Here is a 23,160-nt window from a genome sequence, read left to right on the forward strand (position 1 = left end):
GATTTCTTCACGGACACGCTTCTTTCGACGCAGTTCCACACCGCCGGCGAAGCTGCTCTAGTTGCAGACGCGCACCTGCCGCGTGAACCGGTGGTCGGCGCTGCGGGCTCTCGTCGCTTCGATCCGGCAATGGCGGCGGCCATGCACGGCATTCGGCGCGGCGACATAGCGGCCATCATAGTCGTCGCGCTCACCGGGGGCGTAGTTGAGATAGGGGCCGCCCCAATAGGACCCGTAGACCGGCGCGGAGCTGTAGCTGTCGTAAAAATCGCCGAAGGGGCCGTAGTCGAAATAACTGCCGCCGAGGAACACATTGCCCGCATTCGCAGGCATGGCCGCTGCCGAAGCGATGGCGATAACCAAGGCAAGTAGAAGCTTTTTCATGGCAACCTCCTCCTGAAGGTTCGCCATGATAACGCGCGGCGACCAGAAAGGCCGCGCCGCACGTGCCGAGATCAGCAAGATTTGAAAGCCGCGCGACCGCAGGCAGCGGGCGCCTCGACGACAATCGCGCGGCACGACCGAGCCGTGCCGCGCGATCTTTTAGACTTGTTTAGTAGCCGCCGTAGTTGTTGCCGCAAACCCGCACTTCCTCCACCACGCGGTGGTGGTGGCGCCAGTGGCTTACGAGCTCGGTGCGGCAATGATGGCGGTGGTGGTAGCGTACCACGTAGCCGCCATTGTCGTAGTCGTCATTATAGACATGACGGTAGTAGCGGTGAGGGTAATACCCGCCATAGTTGTCGCCGTAATAACCATCATCATAACCCGGACCAACGCCAATGCCGAGCTGGACGCTGGCTGCATTGGCCGGCGCGATCGCAAACGCCGAGGCGATGGCGATCATCGAAGCAAGCAGAAGCTTTTTCATCGCTGCCTCCTTTGAGTTTTGCCCCTTCCAGAAACAAACGGTTTCGCCGGGCCGATGTTCCCGACAAAGCGTTCCGGTGAAACCCGCCCGGCTCGCTCGCGGGTCGCTGCGACGGCATTTATTAGAAACCGTGCAACCGCCCGACCTTTGCCGCGTTGCATGCCGGCGCAGTATCACCGATCATCGCCGTGCAGAGGGAGGCTTAAGGTGGCGGCCAGCCGACGTAATGGGACAGGCGTGCCGGAGCCGAGGCTGGAAAGCCTGCTTGCCGCTTCCAGGGGCCATCCGCGCACGGTGCTGCCGACGGTGGCGAGCGTGGTCACGACGGTCGCCGCGCTTTACTTCGGGCGCGAGGTGTTCTTGCCGATCGCCGTGGCCCTGCTGTTGACCTTCGCCATCGCCCCGTTCGTTTCATGGCTGAAGCGCCTTGGCGTCCCGCGCATAGCGGCAGTCATCGCCAGTGTCGCCGGAGCCTTCGCCGCGCTTTCGCTGTTCTCATTCGTCGTCGCCACCCAGGTCAGCGACCTCGCGCAGAACATTCCGGTCTACCAGATCAACATCCTGTCCAAGGTTCGCGCGCTAAAGGAAAACGGCTTCGGCGGCGGCATCGTCTCGCGCCTCAGCGGCGTCATCGAGCGTGTCGGTCAGGAGATCGACCGCCAGGAGCCGCAGCTGCCTTCAGCCGCCCAGCAAACGAGGCGCGATCCGATCCCGGTCGAGGTCGTCTCGCATGAAAAGCCGCTCGAGGTTCTGCAGAACGTCATCGGCCCGCTGGTCAGTCCGCTGAGTTCCACGGGCCTGGTCATCATCGTCGTCATCTTCATGCTGATGGAGCGCGAGGACCTGCGCGACCGCTTCATCCGGCTCGTCGGCTACGGCGATCTCCACCGCACCACGCAGGCGCTGCAGGATGCCGGCAAGCGTGTCGGCCAATATCTGCTGATGCAACTGGTGGTGAACGGCATTTATGCCGTGCCCATCACTGTCGGGCTGTGGGTGCTTGGCATTCCCAACGCTCCGCTCTGGGGCCTGCTGGCGCTGGCGCTGCGCTTCGTGCCCTATATCGGCCCGATCATCGGCGCGCTCCTGCCCTTGTTCCTCGCGCTCGCAGTGGCGCCCGGCTGGTCGCTGCTGGCCTGGACGGCCGCGCTTTTCATCATTGTCGAACTGATCACCAGCAATGTCATCGAGCCATGGCTTTACGGCTCCCGTACCGGCCTCTCGCCTTTGGCAATCATCGTCGCGGCGATTTTCTGGACTTGGCTGTGGGGACCGATCGGCCTTGTGCTGTCGACGCCGCTCACCGTGTGTCTGGTGGTGCTCGGCCGGCACGTGCCCCAGTTCGAGTTCCTCGACGTGCTGTTCGGCAACGAGCCGGTGCTGGAGCCGCATGCCAGGCTCTACCAGCGGCTGCTGGCCGGCGACCCGGACGAGGCGACCGACCATGCCGAGGAGATGCTCGAGGAGAAATATCTGTTCCAGTTCTACGACCAGGTCGCCATCCCCGCATTGCTGCTTGGCGAGCAGGACCGCGGGCGCGGCGTCATGGCGGACGACCAGCTAAGGCAGGTCGCCGGCAGCGCCATGACGCTGGTTGCCAATCTCGACGACAGCGCTCAACAGGAAGCCGAGGACGACGAGGCGGATCAGGCTGCCGCGGCGGTCGAGAAGGCTACCGACAAGAAGGCGCCGGAGAAGAAGGCAGGCGATGGCAAGCCCGCCGAGGCGGGAGCCGACGAGGAGGAAGTCGACCTGCCCGACGGGTCCGGCGTCAGTGTGGTCTGCGCCGGCGGAGGCGGCGAGCTCGACGATGCCGCCGCGGCGATGTTGGCGCAGGTGCTGGACGTGCAGGGCGCCAAGGCGACGCGCGCAGGTTTCACGGATTTCGAACCCTCGGCGATCGGACGCCTCGACCTGGCTGCGGTCGATGTCGTCGTCATCGGCTTCCTCAACCGCCAGTCCACGCAGCACGCGCGCTTCATGGTGCGCAGGCTGAAGCGGATCAAACCCGCGCTGCGGGTCGGCATCGTGTTCTGGTCCGAAGTCGGCAACGGCGACACCGAGGCCGCGGCCGAGCTGGCCGGAACCCTCAACGCCGATTTCGTCGCCTTCGGCATGGTTGACGCGGTGACCGGCGCGCTTTCCAAAAAGCCGGCCGTCGCCCTCAAACCCGCCAATCGACGCCGGCAGCCTGCGCGCCGAAAGCAGTTGCAGGCGGCGCAGTAAAAGGCGTGGCTAAGGCCTGGTCTCGTTTCCGCCCCCATATCTCGGCATGGAAGCTACGGCTGCCTCGAAAGCTTCTCGTATCTCTGTTTGGCTAAAGTAATGATCCCATAATTCGGTCATCAGGTAATTCATGGCAAAAGGTAGTAAGGGTAGGTCAGGCCAAGGATTGCTGTCGTGCAGTTCACGTAAAGCGATGCCGAAATCGCAGATGGTCGTCGAAACGCGCATCTGCCATGCGTCTTTTGGGTCGTCGGGATTCATCGGTATGGTCATGCTGCATATTTCAGCAGCATTTCTCGCTTTTGCGCAATGGGCGCTTAAGGCAACCGCTATAATTTCAAACTGACCCACTATCAAAGGACCGGTTGGCTGCCCACGTGGCGGAGAAAGCGCTCGTCGCCCCTCCGCCTCCGGCTGTCGCATCGCCGCGTGCAACGCATGCTCTCATCGGCTATGCCGTCGCAAGCCAATCCCGGCGAACCGCAGGAGCCATCCATGAGCCATCCCACCATCCTCAAATTCGGCGCCGTCGAGCATGCCGATGGCGGCGACCTGCCGGGCTGGATCGCGGTCGAGGGGTCGCCGACCATGCAGACCGCCGTGCAGCACACCACCGCGGACGGCAAGGTGATGTCGGGCACCTGGCGCGCTTCGGTCGGCACCTACCATGCCACCTACACCGACTATGAATTCGTCCACATGATCGCCGGCCGCATCATCATCACGCCGGACGGCGGCGCGCCGGTCGAGGTCGGCCCGGGCGATGCCTTCGTGGTCGAGGCCGATTTCAAGGGCACCTGGAAGATCCTCGAGCCGGTGACCAAGCATTTCGTGGTTGTGGTGGGGTGAGGCGCCGACGTTGACGCTGCAATCTCCCCCACGAGGGGGGAGATTGGCAGCTTCACCTTCCCACCTTCGAAATCACCCGTTCCTCCATCTCCGGCTCCAGCGATTGCGCGAACGGCGTCGCCATGTGGTGCTGGTCGCGGAAGGCGAGCATGCCGCCGATGAAGACATGGCAGGTCGTCGTGCCGCAGAAGCGATCGGTGAGGTCGACATAGGAAGCGCCGGGCACGCTGTCGACGATGGCGCGTTCCACTGCCGCCATCCGGTCGTTGGCGGCATAGGCGCGCGTCTGGTCGCAGAGCGAGGGCGCCCGGTCGCGCCACAAGGCGCGGGAGACGCAGGTGTCGATGTTCTCGTCGTTGAACGGCACGTCGCGGATGAAGGCAATTTTCAGCCCGGCCTGGCTCAGGCTCGTCAGCGTCGCCCGCAGGCCGGCTTGCCAGTCGGCGTCACGCTCGTCCGGCTCGCCTTTGCCGGCCGCCATCTTGCGCTGTGAGGTCAGCGCCAGCTCCGAGATCACCACCAGCGCCGGTTTTGCCGCGATGATCTCGTCAATCGCCTGCTCGCGCCAGCGATCGCACTCCGAATAGTCGCGCTTGAGTTTCGACGACCATGTCGTGAAACGCGAGGCGCGGCACGAGGTTTTCAGCCAGGTTTCGACACGGTAGCCATTCTTGCCGGCGGCCTCGATCAGCGGCGTCGACCAGTGATCGGCGTGGGAATCGCCGAACAGCGCGATGGTGCGCTGCCCGTTGCCGAACACGCATGGCTTCGGCGTCACCGTCTCATAGTCGAGCACGCAGCCCGCTTTGGCGCGCGCCGTGGACGGTTCGGCGGCACTTGTCGCGATGATGCGCTGTTCCCGATCGAGGTGATGCACGGCGAGCTTGGCGTTGCCATAGGCGGCTGCGACGCCGGTGCCGGTGAGGAGGAGCGCCGGCACCAGCGCCCGCGCCGCCTTGGCCGTCAGCCAGCCATTGCGACGGATCGGGTTCTCGATCAGGTGGTAGGAGAGCACCGACAGCGCCAGCGTCAGCCCGGCGCAGGCAAGGCGCTGCGCGACGGTGAGTTGCGGCGTCAGCATGCCGGCATAGACGATCACCGGCCAGTGCCAGAGATAGAGCGAATAGGAGAGTCTGCCGATCCATTGCAAGGGCGGCAGCGCCAGGGCGGCATCGACGCAATTCGACGAAAAATGCCCCGCGTTTTTTCGTTCGAAACTGCGTGAAGAAATGCCGTCCCTGACGCCGGCCGCTCCCGCCATCAGCAGAAGGACCGTTCCGGCCACCGGGAGGAGCGCCAGGAAGCCGGGGAAGGGAGAGTCCTCGCTGAAGGTAAGGTATGCGGTCGCAATCATCGCCAGCCCGGTCAGGCCCAGCGCCAGGCGCAGCCTTGGGTGGCGTGCAAGCAGTTGCCCCGGCGCCATCGCGCAGAGGCCGCCAGCGGCGAATTCCCAGGCGCGCAGCGGCGAGAAATAGAACGCCCAGGGCTGCGATACGCTGGTGAGCCAGGCGCAGGCGGCGAAGGAGACGAGCCCGGCAACGGCGATTATGAGCACGATGGTGCGTCTGCCGGGCTTCAACCATGCCGCCAGCATCAGCAGCGCCGGCCATGCCAGGTAGAACTGCTCCTCGACCGACAGCGACCAGTAGTGAATGAAGGGGTTCGACGCCGCGTCGCTGGCGAAATAGTCGAACGACCAGCGGATCAGCCACAGATTGATCATATAGGCCGAGGCGAACATCGCACCCTTGGAATAGAGCGCCTGTTCCTCCGGCGACAGGATCACCGCGCCGGCCGCAAGCGTCGCCGCGATCACGAACAACGCCACCGGCAAAAGCCTGCGGGCGCGCCGTGCATAGAAGCGCAGCAGGTCGAGCCGGCCGGTCTCGGAAATCTCGGCGGCGAGATGGCGGGTGATCAGATAGCCCGAGATGACGAAGAAGATATCGACGCCGACAAAGCCGCCGGGCAGCGCGGTGAGGCCGAAATGGAAGGCAACGACGCCAGCCACGGCCAGCGCCCGCAAGCCTTCGATATCGGGCCGGAAATCCCGCGCAGATGCTGACACGAAGACGAACCTCGCACTTGCTCGTTCGCATCCCGCCTGTCCGGGAGACTCGGACCTATGCGGCTTTATCGCAATGCAACAAATCTAACGCAGTGCAACATAGTGGGAGATTTGCCTTCTCCCCGTTCATGGGAGAAGGGCGCTCCCACCTTCCAAAACCGTTGCCGGAACAGCACAGCCATATCCGTTTTTGCTGACAAAACCCTCGCTTGCGCGTCGATCACGAAAACGTCCCTTGACGGCAATCTCGTCACGTTGCGTTCTGCGACCGCGAAACTTTGGCAAGGGGTTTATTTATGAAGAAGACTTATGAAAAGCCGACGCTGTCGAAGCGCCAGAAATTGTCGAACGTCGTCGCCGGCGGCTCAATCGTCATCAAGCCGTAACCGCGGCATTCGAGCTTTCGACATAGACGCTTGGCCCACCTGACGGTGGGCCGGGCGAGGAAATCAAAAAGGGCCTGCCGGTAGCCAATGCACGCGGCCGCCAGGCGCTTGGCGGACGTGGCCGTCGCCGTCGTCGGGCGCAAGCTTGACAAGTGCGGGCACATCTTGCTCCCTGAGCCTGTCATCGACCGATGCCGAGGCGCAAAGATGAAGAAGCCTTATCGCAAGCCGACAATCGAACGACGTGGCAAGCTTTCAGCCGCCACCGCGGCCGTGCCCGGATCCGGATTCACATTCTGAGATCCGGCAAGGCGGTACGGTGATCGTAACGATCGCTAATTTGGACAAAGCTTGATAGCAGCGCCGCCGCGCTCCCTTGCCGCCATCGTTTTCGGGGCAAGGGGAAAATCCATGAAGAAAAGCTACAGCAGGCCGACGCTCGAAAAGCGCCAGAGGCTGTCGGCCGTGACGGCGGACGTGGTGCCGTCCAACAGGTAATAGCAGCCCGGTTTGGTTGCGTTGAAACACGCCGCGTCGGCAGGAAGAACCGGGGCTGGCCAGGAGCGGGCGGAACACTGCGCAGGTGCCCGCCCGTCCGGCGCCGCCAGACTGTTGAAACCCCGTCCGTCCCCAACAGTCACGGTCATGGCGTGACCAGTGGCTGCGAAGTGCCACTGCCGCAGGGGCATGTCAACGTCATCGGCATGGCCCTCCAAAGAGGCATTTTCGCCGATTTATCGGGGCCGGAATGCCCCTTCCGCCATCATGCCATCGCGGGATGGAAAACGCCTGAAATGGCGGAATTCCGGGCTTTCTCGAGGCGTCGGCGGCTCTATCCGGCCTATATGCCTATGCGCTTGAATAAGCTTGTTTTTCGCCGGCCGTCGCGTTTTCGGCCCGCGCCGCGATCCCGACTTTTTTTGGGTGCATCGGTGCATTGCAGCAAATGACGCCAAGCGCCGTCGGTTTAGCCCTCACGCGGGGACGCCGGCGGCCTTTGTGAACCGCTTCATGGTGTCCTGGCCGCAATGTGATAGGATGCGTGAAGGCGAATGGGGAATGTTCCAATGAGCAATGCATTGTTCGAGATTCTTGCCAGGCGCCGATCCTGGCTGGACCGCGTTGCCATAGGGCTGCTTGTCTTCCTGGCGACACTGGTCGCCGCGCTGATGGGCGGCGCCAGCGCCTAATGCATGTCGCCCAAAAGTGGTTCCGGTTTTGGGAAAACGACATGCATCGCAAGATGCATGTCGTCCAAAAGTGACGGGGCCTTGCCAAAATGAATGGCGGGCCTGAGCCCGCCATTTCCGTGGCCAGATCCGCCTCAGTTGGCGCCGCCGCGTTGCTTGGTGGCGGCGCAGCGGTCGTTGTGCTGGGCATCGATCGCGCCGGTGCATTCGCCCGAACCCATCCTGCCGGCCATCGTGGCGTGAGCCGCCATCGTCTTGATGCTGCCGGTGGTGAAGGAAGACTGCGAGGCCGGATTGTCGAGCGCGCCGTCACTTGCGGTTGCCGATCGCCCTGAATTCGAACGTGCTTGGCCGAAGCCTGACCGGCCGCGGCCGCTCGGTGAGGTCGACAACGCGAACCCAAATATCGGCGCCGCCGCGCAGCGTCACCTTCAGCCCAAGCGCCTTCTCGGCGGCTTCGAACGGCGTGTTGGCTTCGGCCGCATGTACGGCGACAATGGCATCGCCGCTCATCTCTTCGACACGATAAGCCTTCACGCGTGCACGTCCCGCATGTTCGCTGTTTGACCAATTGCATTAGTAACTGCGAATATAAGGCGAGGTTCCACGGCGATGCAAGCGGGCGGGCATCCTCCCTTTAGGCGAGATCGCCTATGCCGCCGCCTTCTTCCCCACCACAGGGTTGAGGCTGTCGACCAGCCCGGTCGGGATCAGGATGGTGGCGCCGCGCTCCTTGGTCGTCTCGTAGATGATGTTCATGGCACGCAGTTGCAGCGCCGCCGGATGGTTGGCGTAGGTCACGGCCGCTTCGACGAACTTGCCGGCGACTTCGGCCTCGGCCGAACCCAGGATGACGCGCGCTTCCTTCTCGCGCTCGGCCTGCGCCTGGCGCGACATGGCGTCCTGCAGCGCCACCGGGATGGCGACGTCGCGGATCTCGACCGACATCACGGTGATGCCCCATTGCGCGGTCTTGGCGCCGATGACGTCCCTGAGATGTTCGTCGGCCGCCTTGCGGTCGGAAAGCAGCGACGACAGCATCGAGGAGCCGATCATCTCGCGCAGCGAGGTCTGCGCCACGCGGTCGATCGCCTCGCGGTAATTGGTGATTTCGAGCGCCGCCTGGCGCGCGTCATGCACATGCCAGAAGATGACCGCGTCGACATTGACCGGCACGGTGTCCCTGGTCAGCGCCTGCTCGGCGTTGAAGGCGGTGGTCTGGATGCGCTCATCGATCACCGCCACGACGCTGTCGACGACCGGGATGATCATGAACAGGCCGGGGCCGCGCACGCCTTGCAGGTTGCCGGCGCGCAGGACGACGAATTTCTGCCAGGTGTTGGCCATCTTCAGCGAGGCGGCGATCAGCGCCGCGATGACGAAGAAGGGCGCGCCCGCCCATGGCCCGGCAAGCGTGCTGAGGCCGGCGCCGATGAGCGCGAAGACGGCGGTGAGAAAAAGGGTGATCGGATTCATGGACATAGCTCCTGTGTCGCGGCCGGGTAGGGGTCGCGCGATGCCGCAACGGGCCTCGCGAGGAGCGTCGTCGGTCCGGGATGGACCGCCTGGCGGGCTTGTCTGGGATCGATCACGCTTGTCGCGAGGACAATCATCGCCGGCGAGGAGTCATATGGTGTGGGGCGAGGCGGTTCGCCAAGGGGTGCGCTTATCTCCCCGGGGAGATAGGCCGCCGCGCTTCAATCCGCTTCCCCGGCCGTCCCTTTCCCGCACTCGGCCAGCACCTTGCCGATTGCCCCGCCGGAGCCTTTCAGCGGAAAGCTCGCCGCGCCGTATTTGTCGGCCGATACCGTCACGTCGCCCTTGCCGCGCAGGAGCGCCAGCAGCGGGTCGCCAGGGCCGGAAAGTTCAGCGGTGAAGTAATTGTACATCGCCTCGAGGTCGAGCTTCTTCGTTATGCTCTTGTCGCCGGCCTTGAAGGTGAACGAGCCGCTGACGCCGGGTTCCAGATTCCCGCCGGCGGCGCCGAGATCGTAGCTCAGCACCGGCTTGTCGAAGCAGGCCAGCATCAGATGCGCGTCGCCCTTCGGGCCGCCGCAGACCGAAGCCGTCATCACGCTGCCGCCCTCGTCCTCCTCCATCTTGGCGCTCCAGCCGCAGGAAGCGGCCCCGGCCTGCTGGGCGGCAAGCAGCGCCAGGATGAGTGTTGCCAATGCGCGTTTCATGGATCCTCCCCCCGTTTGAGAACGGCCCTGATCGTACAGGGATTGGACAAAGCGCGCGAGTCTCGCCCTCAAGCGGCAGCGCCGCACACGTCGCGCACCACACCGCGCAGCCAGCGATGCGCCGGGTCGGCGTCGAGGCGCGGGTGCCACAACAGCGAGATCGTCAATTCCGCGAGCTTCACCGGCAGCGTGAAGCTGAACATCCCCTGGCGCAACGTCTGCGTATAACGCTCCGGCACGACTGCGATGAGGTCTAGGCCGCGCGCCAGCGCCAGTGCCTCGGCAAAGCCGCCGACCACGGTGGCGATCTCGCGCGACAATCCCACCACCTCCAGCGCCGCGTCGACCGGCCCGCGGTCGAGCCCGCGGCGCGAGACCAGGACGTGCCTTCCGGCGGCGAAACGGGCGGCGGTGATCCTGCCTTCGCTAAGTGGATGGCCGGCGCGCACAACGCCGACAAAGCGGTCGCGGAACAGCGCCTGTGCCCGCACCTCCGGCCCGATCGAACCGCCGACCACGCCGGTTTCGAGGTCGACCGCGCCCTCGCGCATCGGGCCGGAGTCCTTGTCGGGTTTCGGCACGAAGCGCAGCCGCACCCCGGGCGCTTCCACGGCCACCCGGGCAATCAGCGCCGGGCCGAAATTCTCGACGAACCCGTCGCTGTTGCGCATGGTGAAGGAGCGGACAAGCCTTTTGAGATCGAGCCGCTCGGCCGGCCGCAGCAGGGTCTCCGCCTGGCTGACCAATGGGCCGACTTGCGCGCTGAGTTCGATGGCACGCGGCGTCGGCACCAGGCCGCGCCCGGCGCGCACCAAGAGCGGGTCGCCAGTCGCCTCACGCAGGCGCGCCAGCGCCCGGCTCATCGCCGACGGGCTGAGCCGAAGTTTGCGCGCGGCCTTTGCCACGCTGCCCTCGGCAAGCAGCACGTCCAGCGTCACCAGGAGGTTGAGATCGGGTCGCGACATGGCGCGATCCTAGCACGGGCCGAACAATATGGCATGGCGTTTGATGCACTGATCAAGTGCAAGTGCTGCGCGTTCCGCCCCATGTCGCCAGCGCCTATCTTGCCGGCAAACCCCACCATGCCGGAGAACAACCATGGCCGACGTCACCGCCTTGCAATCGCTCCCCGCCGGCCGCTCGACAGCCGGCGCGCTGGCCAGCCTGTCGCTGGCCATGCTGCTCTCCTCGCTCTCGACCAGCATCGCCAATGTAGCGCTGCCGACGCTGAGCACGGTTTTCAACGCGTCCTTCCCGGCGGTGCAATGGGTCGTGCTGGCCTATCTGCTCGCCATCACCGCGCTCATCGTCAGCGTCGGGCGCCTGGGCGACCTCGTCGGCCGCCGGCCGCTGCTTGTCGCCGGCCTGGCGCTGTTCAGCGCCGCCTCGCTGGCGGCGGCGCTCGCCCCGTCGCTGGCGCTTTTGATCGCCGCGCGCGCCGCGCAAGGGCTGGGCGCGGCGGTGATGATGGCGCTGACCATCGCCTTCGTCGGCGAGACGGTGGCGAAGGAGCGCACCGGCAGCGCCATGGGCCTGCTCGGCACCATGTCGGCCATCGGCACCGCGCTCGGGCCTTCGCTCGGCGGCGTGCTGATCGCCAGTGTCGGCTGGCGTTCGATCTTCCTTGTCAATGCGGGGCTGGGCGTCGCCGCCATGTTTGCCGCCTGGCGTTTCCTGCCAGCAGCGAGTGTCGTCCGCCAGCCAAGCAAGCCGGCTCGCTTCGACGTCATCGGCACGCTGCTGCTGGCCGCGACGCTCGTCGCCTATGCGCTGGCCATGACCATGGGGCGTGGCCATTTCGGCGCCTTGAACCTCGCGCTGCTGGCGCTCGCCGTGCTCGGCGCCGGGCTGTTCGTCTTCGCCGAGGCAAAGGTGGCGTCGCCGTTGGTCAAGCTCGCGCTGCTCGGCGACCCGGTGCTGTCGCCGAGCCTTGCGATGAACGCGCTGGTCTCCACGGTGATGATGGCGACGCTGGTGGTCGGCCCGTTCTTCCTGTCGCGGGCGCTGGGCCTGAGCGAGGCGATGACCGGCGCGGCGCTCTCCATCGGTCCGGTCGTCTCGGCGCTGTGCGGTGTCGTTGCCGGCCGTATCGTCGACCGCCTCGGCGCATCCGCCATGGTGCTTGCCGGGCTGGCGCTGATGGTCGCCGGCTGCGCCGCGCTGGCCGTGCTGCCGCTGCTGTTCGGCGTCGCCGGCTACGCGGCGGCGGTCGTGCTGTTGACGCCTGGCTACCAGCTCTTCCAGGCGGCCAACAACACGGCTGTGATGGCCGATGTCGGCCAGGGTGAACGCGGCGTGGTGTCGGGCATGCTCAGCCTGTCGCGCAATCTCGGCCTCATCACCGGCACGGCGGTGATGGGCGCGCTGTTTGCCTTTGCCGCGGGCACCAGCGAGATCGCGAACGCCGCGCCGGCAGCCATCGCGCACGGCATGCGCTTCACCTTCGGGATGGCGGCGGCTTTGGTGCTGGTGGCGATTCTGGTGGCGGTCCTCAGCCCACCTGCAAAGCGCGCCGCCTAAAGCGCGTCGCGCTGAAACGGGACGCCGCGCTTTAAGTTTTTGCTTCGACATGCATCAGGGCTTCCGCGATCGCGTAATTTCGCCGCCACCCTCAACGTCTATGTTTGCTGGCGGCGGTGGCCCATTCCGCCCTTCGGCCGGTGTCTCAGCTACCCAACGAACCCCACCCACTGCGGCACCGGCCTCGTTCATTTCGCCCGTCGAGGTTTCCCGGGTCGCCGGACACTCTGCCTCCATCTCCAGTTTCGACCTGATCTCATCCGGGTCCGCATGCTCGAGCCCGACGACGGTCGCTACCCGAGCAGCAAGCCGGCAATCAGCACGGTCAGCAGCATCGAAACCGGCACGGCAAGAAGCCAGCGTGCCTCCAGGATACTGTTGCGATGGTGGTCCATATCGATGGCTCCTGTCGGCGGTTTGCGCGTTGCGATTTCGAGTTTGCAAACGGGCGCAGGCGGCCTTCGTTCCGCCGATCGGGCGAGGGTCCGAAGTCTTATCGGACTGAAGTCGGACGGCCCTCGGGAGAGGACCGAATGCCGCAACCAAAGCCCGGGCTTCGCATTGGCAAGCGCACAAATTTTCCCGCTGACAGGAGCACCCGCCATGAGCCTTGAAAGACCTCTCGACGATCAGGACGAGGAGCCATACGACACTGCGGTCTTCGCCAAGAAATACGGCCTGTCCCAGCGGCTCGCCAAGACGATGATAGAGGCGAACGGTCAGGCGCGGCGCGCCTGCGATGCCGCGGCCACGACCTATCTCGAATATGTGGCGCTTCGGAGCCGGCGGGGAAGCTGAGGCCGGCCGGTGGCCGCGGTCTCGATCGCTTCTTTCAGCGCCGCAGGGAACTCGAAAACAGGCCGGAACAAAAATCGCCGGCAGCAATTTACTCGGGAGAAGGGGCCTTTCAGAAGATAGGAATAGAATAATGAAAACAGTACTTTTTGCCGCTCTGGCGCTTTGCGTCGCCGCGCCCGCCATTGCTTCCGCGGCCGAGGCAGAAGTCGTTATCGGAACACATCACAGGCACTATTACCATCATCATCGGCCGACTGTGATCATCAGCGACGAGGGTCATCGTCTCCATCATCGCCATCACGGCACGATCGCTTTCTATGACCATGGCCGGCGCGATTGGCGTCGCCATCATCGCCCGGACAGCGTGGTCATTACCGGTTCCATCCAGAACCGGCATCACCACCGCCCTGTCGTGGTCGACGGCGACACCGACTACTGACGATGAACCGGTCCGGCTCTGTGCTGCGATGCGTGAGCCGGACCGTTCCTTCGTCATTTGCAACCATGGTCGTGCTCCTCGCCTTGCCGCCGGCACTGGAGAGATCGCCAGAGCCGCGCCCGCTGCGATCGGCGAAAAGCGATCGAGCGATTGATCTCCCGCAGAGGAAGGTCGCTCTCAGAGGCCGTGCCAGGGCTTTGACGGAAAATGCCTCCGCGGCATGTCCGGCCAGCCGATATCCATCCGGTTGAAGGCCGGGAACCCGTCCTGCATCGGCCTCGTCAGGCGCGGATCCTGGGCATATTTCAACGCCGCGCCCAGGCGGCGGAGTGTCTTCAACATCGACATGGAATTATCCTTTATCGTCCGAGGCTGTCCCGCAGCCGATCTTTGTTCGGATCTAAATGGTCGATGATTGTTTCAGCCGCATCGCACAAAAACATGCCGTGCGTAACAGAACAGGCGCTGCTGCGATGTTTGCAGGCAAACGAGCTCGCTCGGTCTTGCGCGGTTCTTTGGTCGACCGTCTGAGCTTGACCGCCGGGCATGGCGCGGGAGGCTAGCCGCTTGTGGCTCGGCGCTTGCGACGTTGCCAAATCGAAACAAAAACGCGCTCAAGCGCCATCAAGCTGAAACACAATCGCTGCAAAACCGCCGTCGACCGGCGTCGCCCGGAAATTGAAACAAAGGAAATTCCAAATGACCAAGATTCTTCGCAATGCAATTCTCGCCGCTGTTGCTATCTCTGCTTTCGCCGGCTCGGCTTTTGCTCAGCAGAGCATCGTTTCGTGCTCCGATCACGACACCTACTGGGGTCAGTGCCTCGGTGCCTCTAACTCGGGTCACGACAACCACGAGGGCCGCGGTCGCGCTCTCTGATCGGCGATCGTTGTCGATAAAGAGCCTCGCCGGCGTGCCGCCGGCGGGGCTCTTTGCGCAGGGCAGAGGGGGTTGCCTCGCGCCCCCAAGTCGCCTTTTCCAGCGTGGTCGGCTATCTCGCGCTCGTCGGCGTGTAGCCGAAGCGCCGGCGGAAGCGGCGATTGAAGTAGGACACGTCGCTGAATCCAGTTGTCAGCGCAATTTCGCTGACGCGCATGACGTTACTGTGCCTCTGCGAGAGCATTCCGTGTGCTTTCTGCAAGCGCAGTTCCAGAACACGCTCGGAGAAGCTGATGCTTGTCTCCTGGAGCAGATCCTGGACATAGCGCGCCGACAGGCCGAGTTCCTTTGCGACGCCTTGCGCGGAGATGCCGGGGTTGGTGAAATTGCCTGCGATCTTCGCCAGCACCGCCTGCAGCCTTGCCGCCCGCAGGCCGCGCAGGCCGGCCAGTTCGGCGGCCTCGCCTTTCGCGCCGGTGACCAGCCCGACCAGATCGACGATCGTTTCGGTCGCGTGGGTTATCAGGTCGGGCGAGGCGAGGGGGCGGCCGCTCTCGAGCAGCTGGCAATAGCGTTTGAGAAGATCGAGGGCTTCGTTTCCGGCGCCGATCTTCAACCCCAGCCTGTCATCGATCTGTGGGAAGGCCTGGGTGAGGATCGCGCGCGGCACCACCACATTTGCCCACATATTCCAGTCGGCACCGTTCATTTTCAACGCTTCCGCTGCGGTGACCAGAGCTGCTTCGCCCTGGCCGATGCTGTACTCGCGGCCGGCTTGCGCCCCGTTCAGCATGGTGTCGGCCGTGTTGATCAGCAGCAGATACCCGTCATTGCCGTCATTGGCGATGTTGCTCGCCTTCCTCGTCGCATGCTTGATTGTCCCGGCCATCTGGCCAAGCACCAGCGATCCGACGGCCGTGGCCTCGATCGCCGCTTCGAAAGGCAGTTTTTCCGAAATGCCGTATTCGACTGACCAGATCTCGGCGACATGGATATCCTGCCAGAGCGAAAATCGATCCCGGTCGCCAAGATGCTCCGGCAAATCAGCCGATGAAAACAACGTCTTTCGTGACATGGAAGCGCCTCGCTAAAACCCGCAGTCTCAAAAAATCGAACGCGACGCTTTCCATTCCAGGAATAACCAGCAACATTGATGGCTTGGCGTTCAACCGATTGAACGCCTTAATCGAGCCCAACCACGCTTGGCGTCACCCGGAAGTATGACGCCAGCGAAATCCTTCAGGCGGGATCGGTGCTCTTGCACCGGGTCGTAGTCAAAATACTGCTGGTTTCATCGTTTTGCCCGCCATCATGCGACGGCGCGGCATGCTGGGGTGTAGGAGAAACGGTGGAAAGGCTGAGCGGCGAAGTCCTTAGTTCGATTGTCGGCGATATCTACGATTGCGTGTTGAACCCGGAAGGCTGGACCGGAGTCATGGTCCAGATCACCGAAACCATGGACGCGGCCTATAGCACCATCGCGCTTGCCGACATTGCAGGCAATCACGGCCGCTTCGCCGCCCGGTCGCCCTGGGATGCCGAACAGATGCGCGTGCTCCAGGAGGATTATGACTTCGACGCGATTCCCGGACTGAAGGCCGTGGTCGTCGGCGATATGGACACGCCCGTCGCGACGCTGTCGCATATGAGCGAGGCCGAACTCCAGCAGACGCTTTTCTTCCAGAATTGGGCCAAACCGCAGGGATTGCGTGAAGGCTGCATCATCAAATTCGTCCATACACCGGATCGGATCGGCCTCATGGGCTGCACCACGCGGGCCGACCGGGAGATCATATCCGTCGAGGAGCAGCGTTTCATGGCATTGCTCTCGCCGCATCTGCGCCGCGCCTCCCTGATTGGGGATCTGCTCGATGAGGCCCGCGTGAGCGCCAGTCTTTATCGCCAGGCGCTTGACCATCTGGCCGTGCCTGTCGTGCTGACGGGGGCCAACGCAGCAATCCTCCATGCCAATGAGGCTGCTCAACAGATGTTTTCGGCGCAAGGTCCCATTCTTTCCAGGCATGGCCTCCTTCAGGCGCAGAATACGGCGGTGGTCCTCGCCCTGCAGGAAGCGATCGCCAGTGCCGCGAGCGCGGATGCCTCGCTTGGCTCGCGCGGCATAGGCCTGCCGATTTCGGCCCCGGGCCAGCCGCCCGCCGTCGCCTATGTATTGCCGTTGACTGAAGGAACCGCGCGGGCGGCTTTCCGGCCGGCCTGCGCCGCTGTCTTCGTGTCGACCACGACGTCCGCCTCGCCACTGCCGGAGGCCGTTCTCACCACGTTGTTCGACCTGACGCCGGCGGAGGCGCGTGTCCTGCTCAGGATCGGCAGCGGCTTGTCCGCGTCCAGGAGCGCGGCGTCGCTCGGCATTGGCGAGAACACCATGAAGACCCACCTCAACCGGATCTTCGCCAAAACCGGCACGCGGCGTCAGGCCGATCTTGTCAAGCTCATTTCGAACATCGGCGCCCCGTTGCGCCCCATCGGCGGCGAGCCGTCTCAAGAGTGACCGGGTAGCGTTACCCGCGGCGGAGCGTTTCGCCGTTCACCGAAACGGCGAACCGATCGGCTGCGGCTGATCGGCCACACCGGGCGCGAAAGTGCCGGGGTGCGTTCCAGGACAATTCCATTGCGACCCAGCCCAAGACGCGAGGCGACGGACAATGCAACACCGGGGCGTCGACAACAGCTGGATCTCCGCGAAGCACTTCCGCGGGCGGGGAACGCAACATTTCTGGGGCAACAAAATGACGATGAAAACGATACTTCTCGCGACAGCCATCATTCTCGCGCCAGGCGTTGCATCCGCAGCCGACATCGGTGAGGGCTCGCCTGTTGCCGACTACGACTGGTCGGGCCTCTATGCTGGCGTTGACGTCGGCTATGCAGCCGGAAAGTCCAATCTTTTCATCGCCGGCGGCGGCATCGGCGGGGCCAGCGACCTCAATCTTCCCCTCGATCCGGACGGTTTTATCGGCGGTATTCATATCGGCGCCAACTACGAAATGGCCAATCGCTTCGTCATCGGCACCGAGGCCGACCTCGCGTACAATAATACAGATGGACTGATACCACTCGATGCTAGCGGTGGTGGTTTCAGCACATTGCTTAAGAGCGAACTTAAGTGGTCGGGCGCGGTGCGGCTGCGAGCGGGCTACGCTTTCGATCGGACTTTGCCCTACATCGCTGCCGGCGTGGCCGCGGCAAAATATGAGATCACCGCGATCGGCGGCAGCGGCGCCATTGAAATACCATTCCACGATGAGACCCATGTCGGCTGGACCGTTGGCGTCGGCATCGAGCACGCCTTCACCGACCGGTGGACCGCACGGGCCGAATATCGCTTCTCTGACTTCGGCAGCCAAGACCTCTCGATAGCAGCCGGTCTGCTCACGAAGACGAGCGTCGATCTGCAAACGCACGATATCCGCGTCGGCCTCAGCTACAAGTTCTGATCCGATGGGCCGAATGAAACCCTGTTGCGCGAAAGCGAGATTTCGCGCGGCAATCAAACGATGAAAACCATTGCTTGTTGGCGTCCGCGGCGGTCGCCAACAAGGTGGCGGTAGCCGTCGGCTAAAACATATCCGGCCCGTGCAAGCAGGCTTACGCGCGAGGAAACGCAAGGATTTTTGCGCTGGGTCCGGAACAGAACGCATTTTCGCATTCGAGGGCTCTTAATGAATCGCTATTCAATCGTCGTCGCGTCGCTGATCGCTGCGACATCCGCCCATGCGGCGGACACCGTACAGGCGCTGGCCGGGCAGACGGCGGCGACATCACTTATTTCCGGCTATGGCGAACTCTATCTCGGCGGGCTTCGCTTTGACGGCGACGACTACACGACCCGGGCCGGCGGGGGTGCCGCGCGCGTCAACGTCGCCTTTGCGCAGCGCTGGAACCTGCAGGGCGATCTCAGCTACGACCGCATATGGGGCCACTTCGATCCTCTGGACGACACGCGCGGCGCCATCCACGGCTACTACCGCGATCCCGACAGGTTCGCCGCCGGTCTTTTCGCCGCCTACACATCGATTGGCGAAACCGGCGTACCCGTAAGCAGCTATGCGGTCGGTCCGGAGGCCCAGCTCTATTTCGGCAATCTGACGCTTTACGGCCAGGCCAGTGTCGGCCAGCTCACCATCAACGACTTCCATGGCGACCAATGGGGCGTGCGCGCCGTGGCGCGTTATTTCGTCCGGAAGAACCTTCGCGTCGATGGTGAGCTCGCCTTCGACAGAACGGATTACAACGGCTTCAACGAGGACATATTCGGCGCCGCCGTCCAAGCCATGTACCGGTTCGACAACACGCCGTGGTCGCTGTTCGGACGCTATCAATTCGAACGGAGGAAGTTCGAATCGTTCACCGGGGACAACAGGAGCAACAAGTTCGTCATCGGGCTGCGCGCCAGCTTCGGCAGCGAGACGCTGTTCGACGAGGACCGCAATGGCGCGACGATGGACACTCATGGGTCCGCTTCGGTGATCAGTACGAAGTGAGCCGGGCTGTATTGGCGAAGCTGTATTGGCGAAGAAGGCGGAGCTGGCTATCTCCCCTTTATGGTGGGGGAGATGCCCGGCACGGCAGAGGGGTGGCTCGCGCCACCCTCAGATCAATTTCTCCAGCGTGATCGGCAGATCCCGCACCCTTTTGCCCGTCGCGTGGAACACCGCATTGGCGATCGCCGGCGCGATGCCGACGATGGCGAGTTCGCCGACGCCCTTGCCGCCGAGCGCCGAGGAATGCGGATCCGGGATGCCGACCGAGATCGTCTGGATATCGGGGATGTCGGCATTGGTCGGCAGCATGTAGTCGGCGAGATTGCCGTTGACGACGCGGCCGTGGCGGCGGTCGACGATGCCTTCCTCGAGCAGCGCCTGGCCGATGCCCATGATGATGCCGCCCTTCCACTGGCTCTCCGCCAGCTTCGGATTGTAGAGCCGGCCGGAATCCAGCGCCGAGACCACGCGCGACACGCGCACCGTGCCGAAATCCTCATCGACCCGGACCTCGACGAAATGCGCACACCAGGAATGGCGCGAGTAATTGCCCTCGGTGTGCGGGATCGACATGGCGATGGTGGTGTAGTTCTTGTAGCGCTCCTCCGGCGTCGTGCTCGTCGGCAAGCTGTCGCCCTTGGCCTCGATGCGGTCGCGGCCGACGGCTTGCATCAGCTCGGCGATCGACAGTTCCGGCCCGTCGCCGCGTGGCGATGCGATACGGCCATCCTTCACCACAAGCGTGTTGTCCCGGACCTTCTGGAAGGGCGAGCGCGGGTCGGACAGCGCGAGCCCGATCAGCTCGTCGAGCGCCAGGCCGGCCGCCTTGTAGACGGCGCCGGTCATGACACCGGCAAGCCGCGAGCCGCCGGCGACACCGGCGCGGGCAAAGTTCGAATCGCCGAGCTTGACCGACACCTGCTCCACCGGCACGCCGAGCGTGTCGGCCGCGGTCTGCGCCAGGATCGTGTAGGTGCCCTGGCCCATGTCGATCGAAGAGCTTTCGACCTCGACCGAACCGTCGGCCAGGATTTTCACCACCGCCTCGCCATGGGCGCGCCGCACCGGATAGGTGCCGGCCGCCATGCCCCAGCCGATGAGCTGGTGGCCGTCGCGCATCGAGCGCGGCGCATGCGAGCGCCTTGCCCAGCCGAAGGCTTCCGCGCCGGCGGCGAACGCCTCGCGCAACTGGCGCGTCGACCACGGCTTGTTCACCTGCGGGTCCTGTTCGGCATAGTTGATCAACCGGACCTGCAGCGGATCCATGCCAAGCTCGTGGGCAAGCTCGTCGATGGCGCATTCGATGCCGAAGGCGCTCGGGTTCTCACCCGGCGCACGCTTTGCCCCCGGCACCACGGTGTTCACCCGCACGACATTCTGCTTCGACGAGAAGTTGGGCGTGGCATACATGATCGAGGTGACGGATCCGAGCGGCTCGACCCACATGCCGTCGACCGACGTCTCGTTGACGCCGCGATGCACGATCGACTGGATCTTGCCGTCTTTGTCCGCGCCGATCGTCACCGTCTGGCGGGTCGCGGCGCGGCCGCCATAGGAGGTGAAATTCTGCGGCCGGTTGAGCACCAGCTTGACCGGCCGGTTCAGCATCTTGGCCGCCGCCGCCGCCACCGCGCTATGCGCGAGCGCCAGCGCCTTCGAACCGAAACCGCCGCCGATATAGGGCGACACCAGCCGCACCTTCTCGAAGGGAATGCCGAACCATTCGGCATAGGTGCGCGCCATCCCGTCGAGCCACTGGCTCGGCTCCCAGATGGTCAGCTCGTCACCTTGCCAGCGCGCGATCAGCCCATGCGGCTCCATCGCCACCTGGAATTCGCGCGGCGTGTTGTAGGCGGCGCAGACGCGCACGGGCGCCGCGGCAAACGCGGCTTGCGCGTCGCCCCATTCCTTGGTCATCATGTCGATTTGTATGCCGTCGCCGGCCTTGCGGTCGCTGAGGTCGACGATCGCCGGCGTCTCCTCGTAGGTCACCTTGACCAGCGCCGCCGCGGCGACCGCCTGCTCGAAGGTTTCTGCGACCACGGCCGCGATGTGCTGGCCTGAAAAGGTGACGGTGCGGGCGAGCGGCGCGTAGGTCGACAGCGCCGGCGGATTGCCCAGCCAGTCCGACGCGCCCTTGAGTTCCATGATCGTGTCGGGCGTCAGCACCAAAAGCACACCCGGCGCGGTCTCGGCGGCGCGTGCGTCGATCGCCGTCACTTTGCCGGCGGCAATCGTCGCGCCGACCAGCACCGCATGCGTCAGGCCGTCCAGCCGCTGCTCGAAGGCGTACTTCGCCGCACCCGTGATCTTGGCCGGCCCGTCGACGCGCGACAGCCGTCCGCCGACCGCTTCGAGGCGCGCGCTGTCGGAGCCTGCATGTTTCATGTCATGAACGGTCATGCCGTCTCTCCCAATTTGAGGATGGCGCGCGCGACGACGCGCGGCGCCAGCGCAATTTTGTAATGGTTGGCGCCATGGTCGACGGCGCCCTCCACGGCGAGCTCGCTTGCCTTGCGGATGTTGGCCTCGTCGAGCGGCTTGCCCTTCAGCGCGTCCTCGACGGCGCGCGCCCGCCACGGTTTCGTGGCGACGCCGCCAAGCGCGACGCGGATGTCGCGGATGGTGCGGCCATCGGCTTCGAGCTCCAGCCCGACGGCGGCACTTGCAGCGGCGAATTCATAGGACTGGCGGTCGCGCACCTTGATGTAGGTCGAGCGCCTGGCTGCGGCCGAACCAGGGATTTCGATCGCCGTGATCACCTCGCCGGGACGGATGTCATGCTCGCGCTCGGCGGTGGCACCGGGCGCCAGGAAGAAGTCCTCGACCTTCAAGCTGCGTTCGCCCAGATGCACCACGGCGTCGAAGGCGACAAGAGCTATTGCCAGGTCGCCCGGATAGGTGGCGATGCAGGCTTCGCTGGTCCCGAGCACGGCATGGCCGCGCGTGACGCCGCCGATCGCCGAGCAGCCGCTGCCTGGCGAGCGTTTATTGCAGGCCGGGAAATTTGCGGGGTCGCGGAAATAAGGGCAACGCGTGCGCTGCATGAGGTTGCCGCCGATGGTCGCCATGTTGCGCAGCTGGGCCGAGGCCGCCTGCCAGAGCGCCTCGGAGACCGCCGGGAAATGGCTCTTCACCTCGGCGTTGTCGGCGACATGGCTCATCTTGGCCAGCGCGCCGATCATGGCGCGCTCGGTGGTGACGTCGATGGCGTCGAGACCATCGATATGGCTGATGTCGATGACCGTCGAGGGTTCGGCGACGCCGCATTTGGCGAGATCGACCAGCGTCGTGCCGCCGGCCAGCAGCATGGCGCCGGGCAGCGCCGAGGCATTGCGCGCGGCCTCGATGGTGTCGGCGCGAAGGTAGGAAAAGTCTCTCATGCGCTGAGCTCCTTCGCGGCCTGGCGGACGGCGGCGACAATGTGCGGATAGGCACCGCAGCGGCACAGATTGCCGGCCATATATTCGCGGATCTCGTCGTCGGAACCGGCATGCCCTTCGCGGATGCAGGCCACCGCCGACATGATCTGTCCCGGCGTGCAATAGCCGCACTGGAAAGCATCCTGTTCGAGGAACGCGGCCTGCACGGCATGAAGCGTGCCGTCTTCGCCGGCCAGCCCCTCGATGGTGGTGATGGAGCGGCCCTCGACCTGGGCGGCGAGCGTCAGGCAGGCGAGCACGCGCTCACCGTCGACATGCACGGTGCAGGCGCCGCACTGGCCCTGGTCGCAGCCTTTCTTGGTGCCGGTGAGATTGAGCCGCTCGCGCAGGGCGTCGAGCAGCGTGACGCGCGGCTCGATGTCGAGTGCGTGCGACTCGCCGTTGATGGTGAGGGTTAGGGAAAGCGTGGTCGGGCTGATGGTGACTTGGTCGTTCATGAGGCGTCGGGCTCCAATTGCTGGACGCTTAAGCGGATGGAAATGGGGCTTGGGAAGTGAGGGGCAAGGGTTGGATCAAGGGTTGGATTTGGGGGAGGGCGCCGGCGGCGAAGCTGCCAATCTCCCCCCTCGTGGGGGAGAAGCCCGGCAGCGCAGAGGGGGGCGCGAAGGAACGAGGCGCTTGTAGTTTCTGCGGTTTAGCGGAAAGCGCCGAGAACGAAGCACTCGTTACAGATTGAAACGTCGGCGGGACAGCGCCCCCCTCTGGCCTGCCGGCCATCTCCCCCACGAGGGGGGAGATCAGCAGTTCCAGCGCTCCAGCCCCGCTCCAGCGGCCAAGGCAAGCTTTTCGTCCTTCAACAGGTGACA

Annotated in this window: 23 protein-coding genes; 10 read left to right on the forward strand and 13 right to left on the reverse strand. The window is 64.5% G+C overall.

Features of this window, described 5'->3' with window-relative positions; translation table 11 throughout:
* Positions 1–57: 57 nt before the first annotated feature.
* Together AB6802_RS08550 and AB6802_RS08555 are read right to left on the reverse strand one after the other, a co-directional pair.
* The gene (locus AB6802_RS08550; RefSeq protein WP_371009620.1) at positions 58–384 is read right to left on the reverse strand and encodes a hypothetical protein; all 327 of its coding nucleotides are present in this window, start codon (positions 382–384) and stop codon (positions 58–60) included.
* A gap of 169 nt (positions 385–553) precedes the next feature.
* Entirely contained in the window at positions 554–871 is a 318-nt protein-coding gene (locus AB6802_RS08555) for a hypothetical protein (protein WP_371009621.1), read from the reverse strand.
* A 207-nt stretch (positions 872–1,078) separates the two neighbouring features.
* On the opposite strand from AB6802_RS08555, the gene AB6802_RS08560 reads away from it, so the two are divergent.
* Complete coding sequence (locus AB6802_RS08560) at positions 1,079–3,097, forward strand: AI-2E family transporter (protein WP_371009622.1); 2,019 nt, start codon at positions 1,079–1,081, stop codon at positions 3,095–3,097.
* Positions 3,098–3,106: 9 nt separating this feature from the next.
* Here the strand turns inward: AB6802_RS08560 and AB6802_RS08565 are convergent, their stop codons facing one another.
* Complete coding sequence (locus AB6802_RS08565) at positions 3,107–3,370, reverse strand: hypothetical protein (protein ID WP_371009623.1); 264 nt, start codon at positions 3,368–3,370, stop codon at positions 3,107–3,109.
* 222 nt (positions 3,371–3,592) lie between these two features.
* Here AB6802_RS08565 and AB6802_RS08570 point away from each other — a divergent pair, with 222 nt between their 5' ends.
* Positions 3,593–3,946 (forward strand): cupin domain-containing protein, encoded by a 354-nt coding sequence (locus AB6802_RS08570; RefSeq protein WP_371009624.1) that lies wholly within the window; start codon positions 3,593–3,595, stop codon positions 3,944–3,946.
* A gap of 52 nt (positions 3,947–3,998) precedes the next feature.
* Here the strand turns inward: AB6802_RS08570 and AB6802_RS08575 are convergent, their stop codons facing one another.
* Entirely contained in the window at positions 3,999–6,014 is a 2,016-nt protein-coding gene (locus AB6802_RS08575; protein WP_371009625.1) for an acyltransferase family protein, read from the reverse strand.
* 1,453 nt (positions 6,015–7,467) lie between these two features.
* Between AB6802_RS08575 and AB6802_RS08580 the strand changes: the two genes are divergently transcribed.
* Positions 7,468–7,590, forward strand: coding sequence for a hypothetical protein (locus AB6802_RS08580; RefSeq protein WP_371009626.1), 123 nt, complete (start codon positions 7,468–7,470; stop codon positions 7,588–7,590).
* Between the two features lie 309 nt (positions 7,591–7,899).
* Here the strand turns inward: AB6802_RS08580 and AB6802_RS08585 are convergent, their stop codons facing one another.
* The 4 genes from AB6802_RS08585 to AB6802_RS08600 all read right to left on the reverse strand — a co-directional run bounded on the left by AB6802_RS08585 (position 7,900) and on the right by AB6802_RS08600 (position 10,738).
* The gene (locus AB6802_RS08585) at positions 7,900–8,127 is read right to left on the reverse strand and encodes a hypothetical protein (RefSeq protein ID WP_371009628.1); all 228 of its coding nucleotides are present in this window, start codon (positions 8,125–8,127) and stop codon (positions 7,900–7,902) included.
* A 114-nt stretch (positions 8,128–8,241) separates the two neighbouring features.
* Entirely contained in the window at positions 8,242–9,066 is an 825-nt protein-coding gene (locus AB6802_RS08590) for a slipin family protein (RefSeq protein WP_371009629.1), read from the reverse strand.
* A gap of 221 nt (positions 9,067–9,287) precedes the next feature.
* Positions 9,288–9,773, reverse strand: a complete 486-nt coding sequence (locus AB6802_RS08595) for a hypothetical protein (protein WP_371009630.1) — start codon at positions 9,771–9,773, stop codon at positions 9,288–9,290.
* A gap of 68 nt (positions 9,774–9,841) precedes the next feature.
* Positions 9,842–10,738: a LysR family transcriptional regulator gene (locus AB6802_RS08600; protein WP_371009631.1), complete on the reverse strand. Its 897-nt coding sequence runs from the start codon at positions 10,736–10,738 to the stop codon at positions 9,842–9,844.
* 133 nt (positions 10,739–10,871) lie between these two features.
* Between AB6802_RS08600 and AB6802_RS08605 the strand changes: the two genes are divergently transcribed.
* The 3 genes from AB6802_RS08605 to AB6802_RS08615 all read left to right on the forward strand — a co-directional run bounded on the left by AB6802_RS08605 (position 10,872) and on the right by AB6802_RS08615 (position 13,530).
* Positions 10,872–12,293, forward strand: a complete 1,422-nt coding sequence (locus tag AB6802_RS08605; RefSeq protein ID WP_371009632.1) for an MFS transporter — start codon at positions 10,872–10,874, stop codon at positions 12,291–12,293.
* Between the two features lie 603 nt (positions 12,294–12,896).
* A complete protein-coding gene (locus tag AB6802_RS08610; protein WP_371009633.1) occupies positions 12,897–13,091 on the forward strand; it encodes a hypothetical protein in 195 nt (64 codons plus the stop codon).
* A gap of 130 nt (positions 13,092–13,221) precedes the next feature.
* On the forward strand, positions 13,222–13,530 hold the full coding sequence (locus AB6802_RS08615; RefSeq protein WP_371009634.1) for a hypothetical protein: 309 nt from the start codon (positions 13,222–13,224) through the stop codon (positions 13,528–13,530).
* 177 nt (positions 13,531–13,707) lie between these two features.
* Here AB6802_RS08615 and AB6802_RS08620 read toward each other — a convergent pair whose 3' ends face one another.
* Positions 13,708–13,872, reverse strand: coding sequence for a hypothetical protein (locus AB6802_RS08620; RefSeq protein ID WP_371009635.1), 165 nt, complete (start codon positions 13,870–13,872; stop codon positions 13,708–13,710).
* A 357-nt stretch (positions 13,873–14,229) separates the two neighbouring features.
* On the opposite strand from AB6802_RS08620, the gene AB6802_RS08625 reads away from it, so the two are divergent.
* Positions 14,230–14,409, forward strand: a complete 180-nt coding sequence (locus AB6802_RS08625; protein ID WP_371009636.1) for a hypothetical protein — start codon at positions 14,230–14,232, stop codon at positions 14,407–14,409.
* Positions 14,410–14,521: 112 nt separating this feature from the next.
* On the opposite strand, the gene AB6802_RS08630 is transcribed toward AB6802_RS08625, so the two are convergent.
* Complete coding sequence (locus AB6802_RS08630) at positions 14,522–15,310, reverse strand: helix-turn-helix transcriptional regulator (protein WP_371009637.1); 789 nt, start codon at positions 15,308–15,310, stop codon at positions 14,522–14,524.
* Positions 15,311–15,757: 447 nt separating this feature from the next.
* Here AB6802_RS08630 and AB6802_RS08635 point away from each other — a divergent pair, with 447 nt between their 5' ends.
* From AB6802_RS08635 to AB6802_RS08645, 3 genes are all read left to right on the forward strand, one after another.
* Positions 15,758–16,918, forward strand: a complete 1,161-nt coding sequence (locus tag AB6802_RS08635) for a helix-turn-helix transcriptional regulator (protein ID WP_371009638.1) — start codon at positions 15,758–15,760, stop codon at positions 16,916–16,918.
* Between the two features lie 154 nt (positions 16,919–17,072).
* Positions 17,073–17,864: an outer membrane protein gene (locus AB6802_RS08640; protein WP_371009639.1), complete on the forward strand. Its 792-nt coding sequence runs from the start codon at positions 17,073–17,075 to the stop codon at positions 17,862–17,864.
* 225 nt (positions 17,865–18,089) lie between these two features.
* Positions 18,090–18,911: a hypothetical protein gene (locus tag AB6802_RS08645; RefSeq protein WP_371009640.1), complete on the forward strand. Its 822-nt coding sequence runs from the start codon at positions 18,090–18,092 to the stop codon at positions 18,909–18,911.
* Positions 18,912–19,019: 108 nt separating this feature from the next.
* Here AB6802_RS08645 and AB6802_RS08650 read toward each other — a convergent pair whose 3' ends face one another.
* From AB6802_RS08650 to AB6802_RS08660, 3 genes are read right to left on the reverse strand one after another with little or no spacing between them, the layout of a single operon-like run.
* The gene (locus AB6802_RS08650; protein ID WP_371009641.1) at positions 19,020–21,314 is read right to left on the reverse strand and encodes a xanthine dehydrogenase family protein molybdopterin-binding subunit; all 2,295 of its coding nucleotides are present in this window, start codon (positions 21,312–21,314) and stop codon (positions 19,020–19,022) included.
* Entirely contained in the window at positions 21,311–22,294 is a 984-nt protein-coding gene (locus tag AB6802_RS08655) for a xanthine dehydrogenase family protein subunit M (RefSeq protein WP_371009642.1), read from the reverse strand. Before AB6802_RS08655 ends, AB6802_RS08650 begins: the two co-directional genes overlap by 4 nt.
* The gene (locus AB6802_RS08660; protein WP_371009644.1) at positions 22,291–22,791 is read right to left on the reverse strand and encodes a (2Fe-2S)-binding protein; all 501 of its coding nucleotides are present in this window, start codon (positions 22,789–22,791) and stop codon (positions 22,291–22,293) included. Before AB6802_RS08660 ends, AB6802_RS08655 begins: the two co-directional genes overlap by 4 nt.
* Positions 22,792–23,160: the final 369 nt, after the last annotated feature.

The sequence above is a fragment of the Mesorhizobium sp. RCC_202 genome (genome assembly GCF_041355295.1).
GTDB lineage: Bacteria > Pseudomonadota > Alphaproteobacteria > Rhizobiales > Rhizobiaceae > Mesorhizobium.